Source organism: Intestinimonas sp. UBA1698, from assembly GCF_002320075.1.
Taxonomy (GTDB): domain Bacteria; phylum Bacillota; class Clostridia; order Oscillospirales; family Oscillospiraceae; genus Intestinimonas; species Intestinimonas massiliensis.
In genome coordinates this window covers 1-17,693 of the sequence record NZ_DCJO01000008.1, presented here as the reverse complement: position 1 = coordinate 17,693, position 17,693 = coordinate 1, and the positions used below count along the sequence as shown (strand labels likewise).

General features: G+C 64.9%; 16 protein-coding genes. 10 read left to right on the top strand and 6 right to left on the bottom strand.

The features are described from left to right. The first annotated feature begins 16 nt into the window (after nt 1–16). The 3 genes from B3H64_RS01695 to spoIIR are packed head-to-tail and all read left to right on the top strand — an operon-like array spanning nt 17 to nt 2,899. Nucleotides 17–1,297: a DUF1015 domain-containing protein gene (locus tag B3H64_RS01695; RefSeq protein WP_050617725.1), complete on the top strand. Its 1,281-nt coding sequence runs from the start codon at nt 17–19 to the stop codon at nt 1,295–1,297. 38 nt (nt 1,298–1,335) lie between these two features. Continuing rightward, complete coding sequence (gene ispE / locus B3H64_RS01690) at nt 1,336–2,196, top strand: 4-(cytidine 5'-diphospho)-2-C-methyl-D-erythritol kinase (RefSeq protein ID WP_050617726.1); 861 nt, start codon at nt 1,336–1,338, stop codon at nt 2,194–2,196. A 55-nt stretch (nt 2,197–2,251) separates the two neighbouring features. Then, nucleotides 2,252–2,899, top strand: coding sequence for a stage II sporulation protein R (gene spoIIR / locus B3H64_RS01685; RefSeq protein ID WP_286732432.1), 648 nt, complete (start codon nt 2,252–2,254; stop codon nt 2,897–2,899). 38 nt (nt 2,900–2,937) lie between these two features. Here spoIIR and B3H64_RS01680 read toward each other — a convergent pair whose 3' ends face one another. After that, nucleotides 2,938–4,260, bottom strand: coding sequence for a sodium-dependent transporter (locus B3H64_RS01680; RefSeq protein WP_286732426.1), 1,323 nt, complete (start codon nt 4,258–4,260; stop codon nt 2,938–2,940). Nucleotides 4,261–4,291: 31 nt separating this feature from the next. Then, nucleotides 4,292–5,329: a P1 family peptidase gene (locus B3H64_RS01675; RefSeq protein WP_278893742.1), complete on the bottom strand. Its 1,038-nt coding sequence runs from the start codon at nt 5,327–5,329 to the stop codon at nt 4,292–4,294. 188 nt (nt 5,330–5,517) lie between these two features. Here B3H64_RS01675 and B3H64_RS01670 point away from each other — a divergent pair, with 188 nt between their 5' ends. Continuing rightward, a complete protein-coding gene (locus tag B3H64_RS01670; RefSeq protein ID WP_286732419.1) occupies nt 5,518–7,992 on the top strand; it encodes an ATP-dependent helicase in 2,475 nt (824 codons plus the stop codon). Nucleotides 7,993–8,065: 73 nt separating this feature from the next. On the opposite strand, the gene B3H64_RS01665 is transcribed toward B3H64_RS01670, so the two are convergent. Both B3H64_RS01665 and B3H64_RS01660 read right to left on the bottom strand, forming a co-directional pair. After that, entirely contained in the window at nt 8,066–8,701 is a 636-nt protein-coding gene (locus B3H64_RS01665) for an HAD family hydrolase (protein ID WP_414653429.1), read from the bottom strand. Nucleotides 8,702–8,710: 9 nt separating this feature from the next. Continuing rightward, nucleotides 8,711–9,298 carry a DNA-3-methyladenine glycosylase gene (locus tag B3H64_RS01660; protein WP_050617728.1) on the bottom strand — a complete coding sequence of 196 codons (588 nt, stop codon included), beginning with the start codon at nt 9,296–9,298 and terminating at the stop codon, nt 8,711–8,713. Nucleotides 9,299–9,351: 53 nt separating this feature from the next. On the opposite strand from B3H64_RS01660, the gene B3H64_RS01655 reads away from it, so the two are divergent. The 6 genes from B3H64_RS01655 to B3H64_RS01630 all read left to right on the top strand — a co-directional run bounded on the left by B3H64_RS01655 (nt 9,352) and on the right by B3H64_RS01630 (nt 15,977). Continuing rightward, complete coding sequence (locus B3H64_RS01655) at nt 9,352–10,260, top strand: DMT family transporter (RefSeq protein ID WP_050617729.1); 909 nt, start codon at nt 9,352–9,354, stop codon at nt 10,258–10,260. Nucleotides 10,261–10,626: 366 nt separating this feature from the next. Continuing rightward, nucleotides 10,627–11,670, top strand: coding sequence for an ABC transporter substrate-binding protein (locus tag B3H64_RS01650; RefSeq protein WP_050617730.1), 1,044 nt, complete (start codon nt 10,627–10,629; stop codon nt 11,668–11,670). A 71-nt stretch (nt 11,671–11,741) separates the two neighbouring features. Next, nucleotides 11,742–12,647 (top strand): ABC transporter permease, encoded by a 906-nt coding sequence (locus B3H64_RS01645; RefSeq protein ID WP_050617731.1) that lies wholly within the window; start codon nt 11,742–11,744, stop codon nt 12,645–12,647. Nucleotide 12,648: 1 nt separating this feature from the next. Next, the gene (locus tag B3H64_RS01640; RefSeq protein ID WP_050617732.1) at nt 12,649–13,449 is read left to right on the top strand and encodes an ABC transporter ATP-binding protein; all 801 of its coding nucleotides are present in this window, start codon (nt 12,649–12,651) and stop codon (nt 13,447–13,449) included. Between the two features lie 669 nt (nt 13,450–14,118). Continuing rightward, nucleotides 14,119–15,027, top strand: a complete 909-nt coding sequence (locus B3H64_RS01635) for an SDR family oxidoreductase (protein WP_286732413.1) — start codon at nt 14,119–14,121, stop codon at nt 15,025–15,027. Nucleotides 15,028–15,251: 224 nt separating this feature from the next. After that, nucleotides 15,252–15,977, top strand: coding sequence for a FadR/GntR family transcriptional regulator (locus B3H64_RS01630; protein ID WP_286732412.1), 726 nt, complete (start codon nt 15,252–15,254; stop codon nt 15,975–15,977). Here the strand turns inward: B3H64_RS01630 and B3H64_RS01625 are convergent. Continuing rightward, complete coding sequence (locus B3H64_RS01625) at nt 15,946–16,074, bottom strand: hypothetical protein (protein ID WP_286732411.1); 129 nt, start codon at nt 16,072–16,074, stop codon at nt 15,946–15,948. The genes B3H64_RS01630 and B3H64_RS01625 overlap by 32 nt on opposite strands. A gap of 312 nt (nt 16,075–16,386) precedes the next feature. After that, nucleotides 16,387–17,693, bottom strand: a 1,307-nt coding sequence (locus B3H64_RS01620; protein ID WP_286732407.1) for an S-layer homology domain-containing protein, incomplete at its 5' end; no start/stop codon positions are given.

Here is a 17,693-nt window from a genome sequence, read left to right as displayed (position 1 = left end):
AGAGGGGGAAAACCATATGGACGAGCGATTCCAGGGCCTGGGCTTTTACCCGGCCGACATCCTTTTGCCCCGGGACTGCGACCTGACCAAGTGGGCGGTGGTGGCCTGTGACCAATACACCTCTCAGCCGGAGTATTGGCAGCGGGTGGAATTTTTCGTGGGCAACGCTCCCTCCGCCCTTCATCTGATCCTGCCGGAGAGCTCCCTGGAGGGCCCCAGCGTGGAGACCGACATTCTGGACATCAACAACACCATGAGCCGCTATCTTCGGGAGGGGCGCTTCCGCACCCTGGAGCACGCCATGATCTATGTGGAGCGTACGCTGGAGAGCGGCCGGGTCCGCCGGGGCGTGGTGGGCATGGTGGACTTAGAGCAGTACGACTACGAGCCGGGGGCCGACACCCTGATCCGGGCCACCGAGGGTACGGTGCTCAGCCGCATCCCACCCCGGGTGGCGGTACGGAAGAACGCCCCCATCGAGCTGCCCCACGCCATGGTCCTCGCCGACGATCCGGGCCGGACCGTCATCGAGCCTCTGACCGCCCTCCGGGACCGGCTGGAGCCGGTCTACGACTTCGAGCTGATGGAGCATTCCGGCCACCTGCGGGGCTGGCTGCTGGGGGAGGCGGAGCAGGGGGCGGTGGCCGCCGCCCTGCGGGCCCTGTCCGACCCCGCCGCCTTCCACGCCCGCTACGGCACGAAGGATAAGCCCGTCATGCTCTACGCCATGGGGGACGGCAATCACTCTCTGGCCACCGCCAAGGCCTGCTATGAGCGGCAGAAGACCCTGGTCCCGGAGGACCGGCGGGCCGCCCTGCCCGCCCGGTATGCCCTGGTAGAGCTGGTCAACCTCCACGACGACTCCCTGGAGTTTGAGCCCATCCACCGGGTGCTCTTCGGCGTGGACCCCGGGGCCCTGCTGGCCGACCTGACCGCCGCCTTCCCCGGCGCTTACGCCGGCACGGGGGAGGGCCACGTCCTGCGCTATGTGTGGGAGGGGGGCTCCGGGGCAGTCACCGTGCCCCAGCCGGCCCACCAGCTCCCGGTGGGCACCCTCCAGGCCTTCCTGGACGGCTGGCTGGAGAGCCACCCCGGCCGCCTCGACTACATCCACGGGGCCGACGTGGTGCGGGAGCTGGCCGCCCGGCCGGGCAATCTGGGCTTCCTGCTGCCCGCCATGGCCAAGGAGGAGCTCTTCCCCACCGTCATCCACGACGGGGTGCTCCCCCGCAAGACCTTCTCCATGGGCGAGGCCCAGGACAAGCGGTTCTATCTGGAGGGGCGGAAGATCCGCTGAATCCCGCTACATAGCATAAAACGAGGGGGAAACGCGCCATGCCCATCCTGACTGCCCTGGCCCATGCCAAACTGAATCTGACCCTGGACGTGCTGGGGCGGCGGAGCGACGGCTACCACGACCTGCGCATGGTGATGACCTCGGTGGCCCTGGCCGACGTCATTACCCTGGAGACGGGGACGGGGGACGGGGTGCGAGCCTCCGCCAATCTGGGCTTTCTCCCCACGGGCGAGAAGAACCTGGCGGCCTCCGCTCTGCTGCGGTTCCAGGAGGCCACCGGCCGGGACCTGGGCGGCGCGCATATTTCCCTGGAAAAGCACATCCCGGTCTGCGCCGGGATGGGAGGCGGCAGCTCCGACGCCGCCGCCGTCCTCCGGGCCCTCAACGACTGCACCGGGGCGGGCCTGTCTCTTCCGGAGCTGGCCCGGGTGGGGGAGGCGGTGGGCTCCGACGTGCCCTACTGCGTGTTGGGCGGCACCGCCCTGGCGGAGGGACGGGGGGAGGTCCTCACGCCGCTGGCCCCGCTGCCCCGCTGTACGGTGGTAGTGTGTAAGCCGAACTTTTCCATCTCCACCCCGGAGCTCTTCCGGCAGATCGACAGCGTGCGCCTGCGCCACCACCCGGACACCGACGGGATGCTCGCCGCCCTGGAGGCCGGAGACCTGGGCGGGGTGGCCCGGCGGGTCTACAACGTCTTTGAGGACGTGCTCCCCCCCCGGCTGCGGGCTGAGGTGGCCGCCATCCGGCAGCTTCTGGTGGGCCATGGTGCCCTGGGGGCGGGTATGAGCGGCACCGGCCCCACGGTATTCGGACTCTTCGACTGCGCTGCCGGAGCTGAGCGGGCCCGGCGGGAGCTCGGGGAGACCTATCGGGACACTTTTTTGACGGAAACGGTATAAAATAAAACATCACCGTCCACAATGTAGGCAATTACATAGTGGAAGGTGATTTTTTATGGATACCGCAATGCTGAGAGAACGGGGCCGCCTGCGCCGGTGGGAGCTGGCCCTTCTGGTGGTAGTGGCCGCGGCCCTCCTGGCGGGGGTGTGGCTGGATCGGGAGCAGGCCGCCCTGTCGGACAAGGTGATCCGGCTGCATGTGATCGCCAACTCGGACACGGAGGCCGACCAGGCCCTGAAGCTCCGGGTCCGGGACCGCATCCTGGAGGAGGCCGCCGGGTATTTTCAGGCGGGGCAGACGGTGGAGGAGGCGGCGGCGGAGCTGACGGAGTATCTGCCCGCGCTGGCCGAGGCCGGAGCCCAGGTGGTCCGGGAGGCCGGGTACGACTATCCGGTGTCCGCCTCCCTGGAGCCCAACGTCTGGTTCCCCACCAAGACGTACACCGATTTTTCCCTGCCCGCCGGGAGCTACACCGCCCTGCGCATCGTCATCGGGGAGGGGGAGGGCCGCAACTGGTGGTGCGTGGTGTTCCCGCCCCTGTGCCTGGGCTCGGTGACCGAGACGGTGGAGGAGACTGCCTGCACCGGCGGGTTCACCCGGTCGGAGGTCGCCCTCATTACCGGCGAAACCGAGGGCTATGTGGTCAAGTTCAAGGCCATGGAGCTGTGGGACGAGTTCAAGGAGTGGACCGGCCGGTGGTAACAACAGCGCGGACCGCAGGAGCGGTCCGCGCTGCTGTTTTATCCGATCCCGCCGTATACGATGCCCAGCACCCATACGGCGGCGGTGAGCACCACGTAGAGGTGGGCCAGAAGGCCGAATCCCCTCCACAAAGGCCGTTCCCGGCCCAGCATGAGCTCCTGCCGCAGGGGGCCCAGCCCCAGCACCCAGTAGATGAACACCGCACCCAGCACGGCCCCGAAGGGGGCGATATAGATGGTGATCAGGTCCATCCAGGCCCCCATGTCGGGCAGAGCCTCCAGGAAGAGGCCCACCCCAAAGACCACCGCTCCCACCAGAAGGGTGGACAGAGTGCGGGGCAGCCCCAGCCCCTGGCCCAGACAGTCGCTCACCGCCTCCAGCATGTTGATGAGGGAGGTGATGCCGGCGAAGAGGACCGAGAGGAAGAAGAGCACCGCCAGCACCCGGCCGCCGGGCATCTGCTGAAAGACCCGGGGGAGGGTGATGAACATAAGGGCGGGCCCCGAGTTGGGGGCGATGCCGAAGGAAAAGACCGCCGGAAGGATGGCGAAGCCCGCCAGCAGGGCGGCCAGCGTGTCCAGCAGGGCGGTCATCACCGAGTGGTGGACAATGTCCTCGGACTTTTTCATGTAGCTGCCGTAGATGAGCATCCCAGCCCCGTTGATGGACAGGGAGAAGAAGGCCTGTCCCATGGCCATGACCCAGGTCTCGGGCTTCCGGAGGAAGCTCCAGTCGGGGGCCAGCAGGTAGCGGTAGCCTGCCGCGGCGCCGGGAAGAAAGGCCACCCGCACGGCGATGATCAGAAAGAGCAGGAAAAAGACCGGCATCATGAATTTGCTGATCTTCTCGATGCCGGCGGATACCCCCAGGATGAGGATGACCGCCGTGGCGGTCACGGCGATGAGGTGCCAGGGGACGGAGCCGAAGGAGACGGCCAGCGTTCCGAAGTAGTCCGCCGCATCGGTGGTCAGCACTGCCCCGGTGAGGGAGCCCACGGTGTAGTTGAGCACCCAGCCCACCACCACGGAGTAGCCGATGGCGATGCCCAGCACGCCCAGGACGGGGAGGATGCCGATCAGGCTCCCGCCCCGTCTGCCCCGGGTCTGGAGGGCGTAGTCAAAGGCGCCGCGGGTACCGCAGCCGGTGAGTCGCCCCAGGGCAAACTCGCCGGAGAGACCTACATAGGAAAACAGGGCCACAAAGAGAAAATAGGGAACCAGAAAGGCCCCGCCGCCGTATTGACCCACCCGATAGGGGAAGAGCCAGATGTTGCCCATGCCCACGGCGGAACCCACCGCCGCCAGGATGACGCCGATGGAGCTGTTGAACTTGCTGTTAGAATACCTTTGTCCTTGCCTCATGTCTGCCTCCAAATACTTCTTTTTAGGAGCCCTACGGCCTCCAGAGATCGGTGAGGGCCACGGCCCTGTGGCCCTGCCAGCCCACCACCGTCCGGGCGGTGAGCAGGGAGTTGAGTACGGCCTCCTCAGCGCACTCCGCCGCCGCCCGGAAGGGCCCGTCCAGCTTTTCCTCGTGGAAGGCGGAGACCGGACGCACGGCGTTCTCCGCCTGAACCTGGAAGGGGTTGGCGGTAGAGAAGGCGAGAAAGACCTCGCCGCTGCCGTGGCCGACGTAGGAGCCCATCCGGGCCAGGCCCACGCTGATGCGCTGGGCCACCCGGCCCAGTTGCCGGGCGTCCAGGGGCAGGTCGGTAGCCAACACCGCCAGGATGGAGCCCTGGTCGGCCTTGCGGGTCTCCAGCCTTTGGGCCAGCGCGGGGCCGATACGGCGCCCACAGACCGTCAGGTCGGACAGCACACCGTGATTGGACTGGACCAGAAGGCCCATCGTATAGATCCGCCCGTCGTATTCCAGCACCCGGGAGGCGGAGCCGATGCCTCCCTTGAGACCATGGCAGATGGTGCCCTTGCCCGCGCCTACATCCCCCTCGTCAAAATCCGGGGCGGCGGCAGCCAGGGCGGCGAAGACCTGCTCCCGACCCACGCAGCGCTCCGCAATGCGGTTGAGGGTGGCGTCGTTGCACTCCCCCACCACGGGGTTCACTGAGTGCAGCTCCACCCCCTCCGCCTGGCACCGCTGGAGCATATATTCCACGATGGCGTCGTGGACCAGCCCCACGTTGAGGGTGTTGGTCAGAGCAATGGGGGTCTCCAGCGTCCCCAGCTCGGACAGTTGCATCAGGCCGGTGGTCTTGCCGAAGCCGTTGTACTGGCACACGGCGGCGGGCAGCTTGTGAGTAAAGGGGTTCTGGGACCCGGGGAGCACCACCGTCACCCCGGTCTTGTGGTCGGAGGTGTCCACCGTGCAGTGACCCACCAGTACGCCGGGCACGTCGGTGATTTTGTTCCGGGGGCCAGTGGGCAGCGAGCCCACCGTCAGGCCGTAGTCCCGGGCGCGCATCGGAATCATGGAGCATTCCTCCTTGGGATGGAGTCCAGACCATTTTATCAGGATACCCCGGCCCTGTAAAGTGGTATACTGGGAGGAAAGGAGGAATCCTGATGCAGGAGCGGGCGTAGCCCGGGGTCCTTGACCAGCCGGCGGTTTTATTATACAATAACTACTATTGTCACATGAGAAAAGGACCTGGTGAGAACATGCTGAATCAAGAACAGGAGCTGCGGTTTTGCAGGGCGCGCCGGGCGGTCATCGGGCTGGACTTTCCCACCCTGAACCCGGAGCAGCGCAGAGCCGCCCTGGCCACGGAAGGCCCCCTGCTGCTGCTGGCCGGAGCGGGCAGCGGCAAGACCACCGTGCTCATCCACCGCGTCGCCAATCTGATGAAATACGGCCGGGGCTCGGACTCGGACGAGGTGCCCGGCTGGGTGACCGAGGACGACCTGGCCTTTCTGGAGGCCTATGCCGCCCACCCTCTCCCCGACGGCAAACCGGAGGCGGAAAGGCTGTGTAAGCTGGAGCCCGCCATGCCCTGGTCCATCATCGCCATCACCTTCACAAACAAGGCGGCCGGGGAGTTGAAGGAGCGGTTGGAGCGGATGCTGGGCCCCACCGCCAACGACGTGTGGGCCTCCACCTTCCACTCCGCCTGCGTGAAGATTCTGCGCCGGGACATCGAGAAGCTGGGCTTCGACCGCTCCTTCACCATCTACGACTCCGCCGACTCCGAGCGGGTGGTCAAGGATGTGCTGAAGGACCAGCGCATCGACGATAAGGCCTTTCCCGCCCGGTCGGTGCTCTCCGCCATCTCCCGGGCCAAGGATTCCATGCTCTCCGGACCGGAGTACCTGGCCCAGTGCGAAAAGGCGGGGGATTTCCGCCTGACCAAGATCGCCAAGGTCTACGTGGAGTATGAGCGCCGCCTCCGGGAGGCCAACGCCCTGGATTTCGACGACCTGATCCTGGACACGGTGCGTCTGCTGCGGGACTTTGAGGACGTGCGCGGCTACTACCAGAACAAGTTCCGCTATGTGCTCATCGACGAGTATCAGGACACCAACAACCTCCAGTACCAGTTGGCCGCCCTGCTGGCGGGGAAATGGGAGAACATCTGCGTGGTGGGCGACGACGACCAGTCCATCTACCGCTTCCGGGGGGCCACCATCGAGAACATCCTCTCCTTTGAGCACCAGTATCAGGGGGCCCGGGTCATCCGGCTGGAGCAGAACTACCGCTCCACCCAGAACATCCTGGGGGCCTCCAACGCGGTGATCCGCAACAACCAGGGCCGCAAGGGCAAGGAGCTGTGGACCGACCACGCCGCCGGCGACAAGGTCCAGGTCTACACCGCCATGAACGAGAGCGACGAGGCCCAGTACGTGGCGGCCCAGATCCTGGGGGATTTCGCCCAGGGCCGCCGCTGGAAGGACCACGCAGTGCTCTACCGGATGAACGCCCAGTCCAACCAGATTGAGCAGGCCTTCAAGCGCAACGGCGTGCCCTACCGCATCATCGGCGGCACCCGGTTCTTCGACCGGGCGGAGGTCAAGGACATGCTGGCCTACCTGTGCGCGGTGAACAACCCCGCCGACGACCTGCGGCTGGTGCGCATCCTCAACAACCCGCCCCGGGGGATCGGGCCCGCCACCGTCCAGCGGGCCCAGGCCATCGCGGCGGCGGAGCACCGCCCGGTGTGGGAGGTCATCCGGAACGCCCGGGCCTACCCCGAGCTCCAGAAGGCCGCCGCCCGGCTGGCTCAGTTTGCCGATCTGATGAGCGGTCTGCGCCGCCAGGCGGTGGAGCTGCCCCTGCCTGACTTCTACGAGGAGGTGGTGAGCAGGACCGGCTATGCCGTCATGCTGGAGGCCAAGGACACGGTGGAGGACCGGACCCGGCTGGAAAACGTGCGGGAGCTTTTGACCTCCATTAACAGCTACATAGAGGATGCGGAGGGGGAGCCCACCCTGGCGGGCTTCCTGGACACCATTGCCCTGTATACCGATCTGGACAACCACGATCCCAACGAGGACTGCGTGGTGATGATGACCATGCACGCCGCCAAGGGGCTGGAATTCCCCGTGGTCTTTGTGGTCGGCGTGGAGGAGGGGATCTTCCCTGGCATTCGGGCTATCGGCGAGACCGAGGAGATGGAGGAGGAGCGGCGGCTGTGCTACGTGGCCATGACCCGCGCCAAGGAGCGGCTCCATCTCACCTGCGCCAGCCAGCGCATGCTCTTCGGCCGCACCAGCGCCAACCGGCCCTCCCGCTTCGTAGGGGAGATCCCCGCTGAGTATGTGCAGGCAAGCGGCCGCAGCTATTGGTCCGCCCCGGACGACGACGCGGCCGGGCGGTGGACCGCCCCAAGCACGCGGAGCCCGTCTGCGGACCGGCCGAGCGCCTACGGCGCGCCGCGGGTTCCCGGGGGGGCCGGCTCTCCCCGGAGATCGCCGTCCGCCCCGCGGGGCGGCCTGGGACGGCCGGAGACAAAAGCACCCGCAAGCCTGCCCTCCTTCCAGAAGGGGGACGCGGTGGTCCACAGGGCCTTCGGCACCGGCATGATCCTCAACGTGACCCCCATGGGGGGCGACGCCCTGGTGGAGATCGCCTTCGACAAGGGTGGCACCAAGCGGCTGATGCTCAAATCCGCCGCCCAGCACATGTCCAGGGCGGAATGAAAAACGGGCGGCCTTTGGCCGCCCGACGGAGACTGTCGAACCAGTGGCGCAGCCACTGGTTCGACAGTCTCCGTCACATCAGCAGTTCAGTGAAGCTCCGGAGGTATCGGTGGCTGTTTTCCCGCACCTGGTCCTGATAATTCTCATAGAAGGGGTCGTATACCCCCACCACCGTCATGCCCACGCCCTTGGCGGCGGCGCAGTTAGCGGGGGCGTCCTCATAGAGGGTGCAGTCGGCGGGGGCCACCCCCAGCCGCTGGGCGGTCAGCGTGAATACTCTGGGGTCCCGCTTCTCCATGCCCAGGTCCTGGGCGAAGACGATGGCCTCGAACCAGTCGGCCAGGCCGTGGTGAGCCAGCGCCGAGCGGCACAGCTCCGGCACGCAGGCGGTGACCAGGGCCATCCGCTCCCCCCGGTCCCGGCATCGGGCCAAAAATTCCCCCGCCCCGGGCTTGAGGGGCACCCTGGCGTAGGCGTCCGCCGCCATGGACAGCCACTCGTCCATGATTTCCTGGGTGGAGAGGTCCATATGGTAGTAATCCCTGGTGTACTGGGCCGCCACGGGAAAGATGGAGTGGCCCACGGTGTAGGCGTACTCGTCGGTGGGGGTCAGGCCGTGGCGGCCCAGAAAGGCCAGGTCCACCTCCACCCAGATGCCGTTGGAGTCGATGAGGGTGCCGTCCAGATCGAATAAAAGCAAACGATTCACGTCCTTCTGCTACAAATAAAACCGCCACGGAAAGTCCACGGCCTCCTCGGCATAGTCGATGCCGATGCGCTTGCCCACATGGATGTCCGCCGGAGGGGCCTCTCCGGCGTCCCACAAAAACAGCTCGTCCCCGGTGAGGTCCAGGCCGTTCTGGGCCCGGGTCAGGTCCAGGGCCCGGCATACTTTGCCGGGGCCGTTGAGGAAATTCTTTTTCTGATAGGGGGTCAGCTCCGCCAGGGCCTTGCCGAAGCGGTTGCGCGCCAAAAACTCCGCGCCCTCCGCCGCCTCCAGGCCCCGGAGCAGCACGGCGCTGGGGGTGCCGGCGGGCTCGGTGACGAAATTGAGGCAGTGGTACATACCGTAGATGAGGTAGATATAGGCGGTGCCGGGCGGGGCATAGAGGGTCTCGGTCCGGGGAGTCCGCCGCCCGCCGTAGGCGTGGCAGGCCTTGTCCACCGCCCCCACGTAGGCCTCGGTCTCGGTGATGCGCCCAGCCAGCCAGAGACCGTGCCAGCGCCGCACCAGATATTTGCCCAAAAGCGCCCGGGCGGTCTGCACGGTGTCACGGTCATAAAAGTCCCGGCTCAGTTTTCCCACGGTTCCACCTCCCCGCTTTTGTATCTTACCACGTTGAAGGAGACAATACAACGATGAACGAGACTCTGCTGAAAAAGCTGGCAAAGCCCATGCTGATCCTGGCTCCCGTGATCTGGGGCAGCTCCTTCGTGGTGATGAAGCATTCGCTGGACAGCTTCACCCCCTTCTACCTGCTGGCCTTCCGATTCACGGCGGCGGCCGTCCTGCTGGGCCTGGCCTGCTGGAAATCCTGGCGGGCGATGGACCGGAACTATCTGAAAAGCGGACTCATCATCGGTACATTTTTGTTTTTGGCCTATGCCTTCCAGACCTTCGGCCTGGACCGTACCACCTCGGGCAAAAACGCGTTCCTGACGGCGGTATATTGTGTCATCGTGCCTTTTTTATACTGGCTCATCGCCGGGCGGCGGCCGGACAAGTGGAACATTCTGGCCGCCTTTATCTGCATCGCGGGCATCGGTATGGTGGCGCTGACCACCAAGGGCTCCGGCGGGCTGGCCGTCAATCTGGGGGACATGCTTACCCTGGCGGGCGGATTCTTCTTCGCCGCCCACATCGTGGCGGTGAACAAGTTTGCCGAAGGCCGGGACATCTTCCTCATCACGGTGCTCCAGTTCGCGGTGTTTGCCGCCTGGTCCTGGATCGGAGCCCTGGTCTTTCGGGAGCCCTTCCCCGCTGGACTGTCCGGCGGCGCGGTATTCGCCATGGTCTATCTGGTGGTCTTTTCCTCCTGTGGAGCCCTGCTGTTCCAGAACATCGGGCAGAAGTACACGGCTCCTGCCACGGCGGCGGTGCTCCTCAGTCTGGAGGCCCCCTTCGGCGTACTGTGCTCCATCCTGGTGGGAGAAGAGAACCTCAACGCCGTCATGGTCCTGGGCTTTGTGCTGATCTTCCTGGCGGTGGTCTGCTCGGAGACCAGGTTTGAATTCCTGCGAAAAAAGACCCTCGAAAAAAAGGGTTGACAACCCGCCCCGTCCTGCGTATAATAACCCACAAGTAAATCATCCAAACCAGTGACGAAGAGAAGTAACCGGCCAGTCCCAATCTTTAGCGAGCTCCGGACGGTGGAAGCGGGGCGTGCGGGAACCGGTGAATGGACTTCGGAGGGCGGCTTGAACGGGTCCGCAGGACTCCAGTAGATGCCGACGGGTCCCCACCCGTTATCCATCGGGCACGCATGATGGTGCGTGAAGCGAGTGGACGCGCAGGCGTCAATTTGGGTGGTATCGCAGAAGCTGGAACGGCTTTTGTCCCATAGGGGGACAAAAGCCGTTTTTCTTTTGCTGGCTCCATCTGCCGCCCAATACTCAAAAAAGGAGAAAAACACCATGAAGAAGCTGAATCTGAAGAAGTTGCTGTCTCTGACCGCCGCCGTTGCCCTGACCCTGTCCCTGGCCGCCTGCTCCGGAGGGACCGCCTCCAGCCCCTCGCCCTCCGCCTCCGCGCCCGCGGGGAGCGCCCCGGCCGCGGGGGAGGGCTACAAAGTGGCGGTGGTGAAGCAGCTCGACCACGCCTCTATGGATGAGATCGCCAACGCCATCACCGGCCGGCTGGACGAGATCGCCGCCGAGAAGGGCGCGGAGATCACCTATCAGGTGTTCAGCGGCCAGAACGACCAGAGTACCCTGACCCAGATTGGGTCCCAGATCGTGGCGGACGGGTACAGCGCCATTGTCCCCATCGGCACCCTGGCTGCCCAGGTCATGGTGGTGGCCGCCGAGGACAGCAAGATCCCCGTCATCTTCGCCGCCGTCAGCGATCCGGCCTACAACGACCTGACCGGCATCGACTACCTCACCGGCACCAGCGACGCCCTGAACACCGAATTTATCCTGGATATGATGCTGGCCCAGAACCCGGATACCGCCAAGGTGGGCCTGCTCTACTCCAAGTCCGAGACCAATTCCGCCACCCCCATCGCCGAGGCCAAGACCTATCTGGACGGCAAGGGCATCGCCTATGTGGAGGCCACCGCCAACACCAATGACGAGGTCATCGCCGCCGCCAGCTCCCTCATCGCCGACGGGGTGGACGCCGTCTTCACCCCCACCGACAACGTGGTCATGGCTGCCGAGCTGGCCATCTACGAGGACCTGGCCGCCGCCGGCATCCCCCACTACACCGGGGCCGACTCCTTCGTCCGTAACGGCGCCTTCGCCACCTGCGGCGTCAACTACACCGACCTGGGAGCGCAGACCGCCGATCTGGTGGAGCAGGCCCTCAGCGCGGGCATGGACGGCCTGGAGGACTTCTACAAGGTCTCCGGCGGCATCATCACCGTCAACACCGAGACCGCCGCCGCCCTGGGCGCCGACTACTCCGTGTTTGCCGACATGGGCGACCTGGTGGAGGTCACCACCACCGCCGAATAAAAACCGAACCATGGAAACGCCGCCCCCCGGCTCTAGCCGGGGGCGTCGGCGCGTGAAAGGGGCAGATTGCCGTGTTCTATATCGCCCAGACCGCCCTGGAACTGGGATTTCTGTATGCGCTGGTGGCCATGGCCCTCTTCCTCAGCTACCGGGTGCTGGACATCGCCGACCTGACTACCGACGGAGCCTTCGTCCTGGGGGCCGCCGTGTCGGTCTCGCTGGCCGCCGCGGGCCATCCTATGCTGGCCGTCCCCGCCGCCATGGCCGCGGGCGCCTGCGCCGGGTTCGTCACCGCTTTTCTCCAGACCAAGCTGGGGGTGCCTCCCATCCTGGCGGGCATCGTTACCAATACCGGGCTCTATACCGTCAACCTGATGGCTATGGGGTGGAAATCCAACGTCAGCCTGCTCAAGCAGGAGACGGTGTTTTCCCTGTTCCGGGCCACCGGCCTGGGCGGGGACTGGTATGAGACCGTCCTGGCCGCAGGGATCACCCTGCTTATGGGCGCCCTGCTGGTGAGCTTTCTGGGGACCCGGCTGGGCCTCAGCATCCGGGCCACCGGCGACAACCGGGATATGGTGCGGGCCTCCTCCATCAACCCCACCTTTACCGTCACCGTGGGCCTGTGCATCTCCAACTCCCTCACCGCCCTGTCCGGCGCGGTGGTGGGCCAGGCCCAGAAGAGCGCCGACATCAACGGCGGCACCGGCATCGTGGTCATCGGCCTGGCCTGCCTCATCATCGGGGAGACTGTGGTGGGCCGGGGCTCTATGCGCCGGGGGGCGCTGGCCGTCATCGCGGGCAGCGTCCTCTACCGCTTCGTCTACGCCCTGGTGCTGCGCTCCCCCATCCCCATCGACTGCCTCAAGCTGGTTACCGCCATTGTGGTGGCGCTGGCCATCGCCGCCCCGTCCCTGAAGCAGTGGTGGGGCTTCCAGTGCCGCCGCCGGGCGGCCGCGGGAAAGGGGGGCGCGTGACATGCTGGAGCTGAAGCAGGTCTCAAAGACCTTCAATCCCGGCACCGTCAACGAGAAAACCGCCCTGGAGGGGGTGGACCTCCGGCTGGAGCCGGGGGATTTCGTCACCATCGTGGGCTCCAACGGGGCGGGGAAATCCACCCTGTTCAACGCCGTGGCCGGGGATTTCCTCATCGACGCGGGCAGCATCACCCTGGACGGGGCGGACATCACCTATCAGCCGGCCTACCGCCGCAGCCGCCGGATCGGCCGGCTGTTCCAGGACCCCATGCGGGGCACCGCCCCCCACATGACCATCGAGGAGAATCTGGCTCTGGCCTACCTGCGCACCGCCAAGCACCAGAGCTCCTTTTTCAGCCGGGTGTCCAAGGCCGACAAGGCCCTGTTCCGGGAACAGCTCGCCCGGCTGGGTATGGGGCTGGAGGACCGGATGCGCCAGCCGGTGGGATTGCTCTCCGGCGGCCAGAGGCAGGCGCTGACCCTGCTGATGGCCACCATGGTGCCGCCCAAGCTGCTGCTGCTGGACGAGCACACCGCCGCCCTGGACCCGGGAACGGCGGAGAAGGTGCTCAGGCTCACCCGGGAAATCGTGGAGGGGGAGCGCCTCACCTGCCTGATGATTACCCACAACATGAAAAACGCCCTGGAGCTGGGCAACCGCACCCTGATGATGGACGGCGGGCGCATCGTCTTAGACATTGGCGGAAGGGAGCGGGCGGGCCTCACGGTGGAGGACCTGCTGGAGCGCTTCCGGGCGGGTGTGGGCAAGGGCCTGGACAACGACCGCATCCTGCTTTCCTGAGCGGATCGTACAAAACGGAAAAGAGCCCCGACATCCCCAAAAGGACGCCGGGGCTTGTTTTCCATCGGGAGGGTAGGTACGCCGCCCGGAAGGGCGGCGGGGGCGTCAGCCCCAGCAGGTGCGTTGGGCGCTGGCTGCGGCGGACTCAGCCGTGACGGCGGCGGAGTTCCGGCAGACCTCACAGAGCCAGGCCGGGTCCCAGCCGAAATCGGAAGTATCGCAGTCGCGGTTCCGATTCCGGTTGCGGTTCCAGTCACAGTCGCGATCGCGATCGCGGTCGCGGTCACGGTCACGGTCACGGTCGCGGTCACGGTCACGGTCACGGTCGCGGTCGCGGTCACGGTCGCGGTCGCGGTCGCGGTCACAGTCGCGGTCGCGGTCGCAGTCGCGGTCACAGTCGCAGTCGCAGTCGCGGTCGCAGTCGCGGTCGCAGCAGCATCTACACCCGCATCTGCAGCGGCACCCACAGCCGCACCTACATCCGCATCCGCAGCCCCAGTTAGAATTGTTACAGCACATGATGCATCCCTCCATTGATGGGTGGATAGGGGACCGGATTCCCCGTTCCACAGGATATCTTATGCGCCGGGACGACAGAATGCGACCGGAACCGCCAGAACCTTCCCGCATAGGATAGGATATGACAGCAGGAGGGAGCGACACGAGCCTATGTATCCAGCGTACCCTTACAGAGGTTACCGCAGAGAGTGTGAACAGGTGGGGCTGACCTTTCCGCCCCAGCATCAGGAGCGCCAGCCCGGCCTGGAATATCTCATGGACCCGCCGCCCCTTGCGGAGAATCCGGCGGTGCGGGGCAGCGGCAGACTGGCGGGGAAAGCGGCCCTCATTACCGGCGGAGACAGCGGCATCGGCCGGGCGGTGGCGCTGGCCTTTGCCCGGGAAGGGGCCGACGTGGCCATTTCCTACCTCAACGAGCACAAGGACGCCGCCGAGACCCGCCGCCGGGTGGAAGCTCAGGGCCGGGGCAGCCTGGTGCTGCCGGCGGATCTGCGGATGGAGAGCGAGTGCGCCCGGACGGTGGGGCGGGTGATGGACCGGTTTGAGCGGCTGGATATCCTGGTGTGCAACCACGCCGTCCAGTATGTTCAGCCGAGCATCCTGGACATCGGAGCCGACCAGCTTTCCGACACCTTCCAGACCAATATCCTGTCCTATTTCTATCTGATCCAGGCCGCTCTGCCTGGGATGGAGCGGGGGAGCGCCATCATCACTACCACCTCGATTACCGCCTATCAGGGGGCAGAGCGGCTCATCGACTACAGCGCGACCAAGGGGGCCGTGGTCTCCCTGACCCGCTCTCTGGCCAGGGCTTTGGCGGGAGAGGGCATCCGGGTGAACGCCGTGGCTCCGGGGCCGGTGTGGACGCCGCTCCAGCCAGCCTCCCGACCGGCGGAGGAGCTGGAGACCTTTGGCTCCGGCACCGATGCCACACCCATGGGCCGGGCCGGCCAGCCCTTTGAGCTGGCCGAGGCCTATGTGTTCCTGGCCGCTCCGGATTCCGCTTTTATGACTGGACAGATTCTCCATGTGGATGGGGGCTCTTTCGGATTTTCCTGACGGAACTGGAAGGGAAAGGAGTCTTGTCGCTTCCTTGAAAATTTTGGGCAGAGAAATCCCTTCCAAATGTCAAAGGGGTATGCTATAATCATTAAAAATAGAGGCCGGAGTATGAGACACATAGGCGAAATGCACAGGCAGGGGAACGGACGGTCGCCATAAGACCATGTGACAGCCGCCCGGCACACACAGAGAAATGATAAGGAAAGAGCTGAATCGGTGCCATGAGAGACAGTGTGGGCCAGGGAAAGGCCTATGAAAAGGTGATCGACTATATCCAGGGGGAGATTCTGAAGGGAGATCTGAAGCGGGGAGAGAAGCTCCCGCCGGAGAGGGAACTGGCCGAGCTGCTGGGCGTGGGGCGCAATTCCGTGCGGGAGGCCATGCGGACCCTGAGCCTGATGGGCTTCATCTCCAGTACCCAGGGAGCGGGAAATTTCGTATCCTGCAATCTGGAGAAAAACCTGGCCGAGTCCACCCGGATGATGATGATGCTCAACGAGACCGATTACCGGCAGATCAGCGAGCTGCGGCAGGGCCTGGAGAGTCAGGCCATCCTGCTGGCTGCCGAGCGCATCACCCAGGCGCAGCTTTCCCGGCTGGAGCAGATCGCCTGGGAGATGCGGGGGGCCGGAATGGAGCAGAGCGTGGCGCTGGACAAGGAACTCCACGGCATCATCGGAGAGGCATCGGGCAACCGGCTCATCGTGGTGATCCTCCGCGCTCTGGCGGAGACCATCGACAGCTTTATCGACGACATGCACCGGCGCATTATGTCCAACGAGGATCTGGGCAAACGACTGCTGGATGCCCACCAGGGCATCGTGCTCGCACTGGTGGACCGGAACGGGCCGGAGGCGGTGCGGATGATGCGGGAACACTTCCGGGTGGTGGACGAGGCCATCTTCTCCCTGGTGCTCAACCAGGACGGTACACCCAAGACGGATTAAAGTTGTGTTCGTTGACGGCCTCCGTGAGCAGGCCTTTCACGTCGGGCAGGGCGAAGATCTTCTCGGCTTTTCGCTTCTCGACTTCCGTTTCGTACATGGTGCATACCTCCTGACAGATAGAATGGATGGATAGGATAGGAAAAGGGCCGTCTACTTCTCAGTAGACGGCCTGGCTGACGGTATGGGATTTTTCCGACCTTGCGGCGGTAGCTGCCTGCTGAAAGCAGATTGTTTCCGCTGCAAAGTTCTCGGGGATAGATGCGCAAGCGGTGCAAGGGGTGCAGCCCCTTGTGCGGAGCAACGCGACGCAAAACAGCCCGGACTTCATTAGTCCGGGCTGTTCGCTTCGCAGAGCGCACGATACAGGGCCTGCCCCTGCAGAAAAGTGCGCCATTCGGATTCGCTGCTCTCAGCCGTTATGACTCCGATAGAGGAAGGTGACGATCTGTGCGCGGGTGCAATCCGCATTGGGACTGAACGTAGCGGCGCTGGTCCCGCTGGTGATCCCATTTGCCACGGCCCAGTTCACAGCGTCCGCATAGTAGGCGTCTGCCGCCACATCGGTAAAAACATTTACAGAGGCCACAGCGGGAGACTTCTGGGCACGCCACAGGAAGGTGACGATCTGCGCACGGGTACACTTGCTATCGGGACTAAAGGTGGTGTCGCTGGTGCCCTTGGTAATGCCGTTCTCCACGGCCCACAATACCGCGTCGTGATAGTAGGCGTCCGCGGCAACATCCCCGAAGGGCATGGCGCCGCTCTTGGGGGAGGGGCTGCCTGCGGCTCTCCACAGGAAGGTCACAGCCTGGGCACGGGTACAGGCTGCGTCGGGGCTGAACATGGTGCCGGAGATGCCCTTCGTGATACCGTTCTCCACCGCCCAAATCACAGCGTCTTTGTAGTAGGCATCGTCGTTGACATCGGTGAAGGGATTCTCCGCGGTCTTTGTGAAGGTGGCTTTGACGGTCACAGCGGAAGCGGGCATGGTGAAGGTATATTTACCGTTCTTTTCGGTGAGCTTCACCTTGTCGCCGTTCTTGTCGGTGACTTTCAAAGTGTCCAGTTCATAGCCCTTATCGGGGGTGGCGGTTACGGTGATGGTGGTTCCCTTGCTGGCGCTCTTGCGGCTTGCGGTCGCACTGCCGTTTTCGGCATCGGCCACAGTAATAGCGTAGGATGTAGAGCCGCCGCTGTGGGAGCCGCCGGAAGAACCGCCGCCAGTGCGGGTCCAGTGAGCGTAAATGGTGCTGTTCTCAGTAAAGACGGTGGAGGTCGTTACCTTCTCGCCGCCGCTTACCGCGGTGTACCAGCCGTCAAAGGAGTAGCTGCCGCTGCGGGTCGGAGTAGGCAGATCGGACAGTCTGCCGTCTGTGCCGGTGATGGCGCTTGCCGGGGACACAGAGCCGCCGTTGGCGTCGAAGGTGACAGTGTACTCGGCGGGCTTCATGGCCTCACGGGTCCAGATGCCGGTGAAGGTCAGGCCGCCCTGGACCATCCCGACCTGGGTGTTGGGGGCAACATCGACGCCGTTTAGCTGCCAGGTCTGGAACTTCCAGATGTAATCGCCAACCGTGACGTCCTCAGGCTTTGCCGCCGTCGTGACCTTCTGGCCGACGGAGTAGGTGTAGCTGTTGGTGGGCAGGGTGGCCATGACCTCACCAGGAACGCTGTTGTCATAGCTGTAGGTGACGCCGTACTCGGCGGGCTTCACAG

Excerpts from the sequence above, each read along its gene's own strand:
- B3H64_RS01695 (WP_050617725.1), top strand. The coding sequence starts at position 17 with ATGGACGAGCGATTCCAGGGCCTGGGCTTTTACCCGGCCGACATCCTT.
- ispE (WP_050617726.1), top strand. The coding sequence starts at position 1,336 with ATGCCCATCCTGACTGCCCTGGCCCATGCCAAACTGAATCTGACCCTG.
- spoIIR (WP_286732432.1), top strand. The coding sequence starts at position 2,252 with ATGGATACCGCAATGCTGAGAGAACGGGGCCGCCTGCGCCGGTGGGAG.
- B3H64_RS01680 (WP_286732426.1), bottom strand. The coding sequence starts at position 4,260 with ATGAGGCAAGGACAAAGGTATTCTAACAGCAAGTTCAACAGCTCCATC.
- B3H64_RS01675 (WP_278893742.1), bottom strand. The coding sequence starts at position 5,329 with ATGATTCCGATGCGCGCCCGGGACTACGGCCTGACGGTGGGCTCGCTG.
- B3H64_RS01670 (WP_286732419.1), top strand. The coding sequence starts at position 5,518 with ATGCTGAATCAAGAACAGGAGCTGCGGTTTTGCAGGGCGCGCCGGGCG.
- B3H64_RS01655 (WP_050617729.1), top strand. The coding sequence starts at position 9,352 with ATGAACGAGACTCTGCTGAAAAAGCTGGCAAAGCCCATGCTGATCCTG.
- B3H64_RS01650 (WP_050617730.1), top strand. The coding sequence starts at position 10,627 with ATGAAGAAGCTGAATCTGAAGAAGTTGCTGTCTCTGACCGCCGCCGTT.
- B3H64_RS01640 (WP_050617732.1), top strand. The coding sequence starts at position 12,649 with ATGCTGGAGCTGAAGCAGGTCTCAAAGACCTTCAATCCCGGCACCGTC.
- B3H64_RS01635 (WP_286732413.1), top strand. The coding sequence starts at position 14,119 with ATGTATCCAGCGTACCCTTACAGAGGTTACCGCAGAGAGTGTGAACAG.
- B3H64_RS01630 (WP_286732412.1), top strand. The coding sequence starts at position 15,252 with ATGAGAGACAGTGTGGGCCAGGGAAAGGCCTATGAAAAGGTGATCGAC.
- B3H64_RS01625 (WP_286732411.1), bottom strand. The coding sequence starts at position 16,074 with ATGTACGAAACGGAAGTCGAGAAGCGAAAAGCCGAGAAGATCTTCGCC.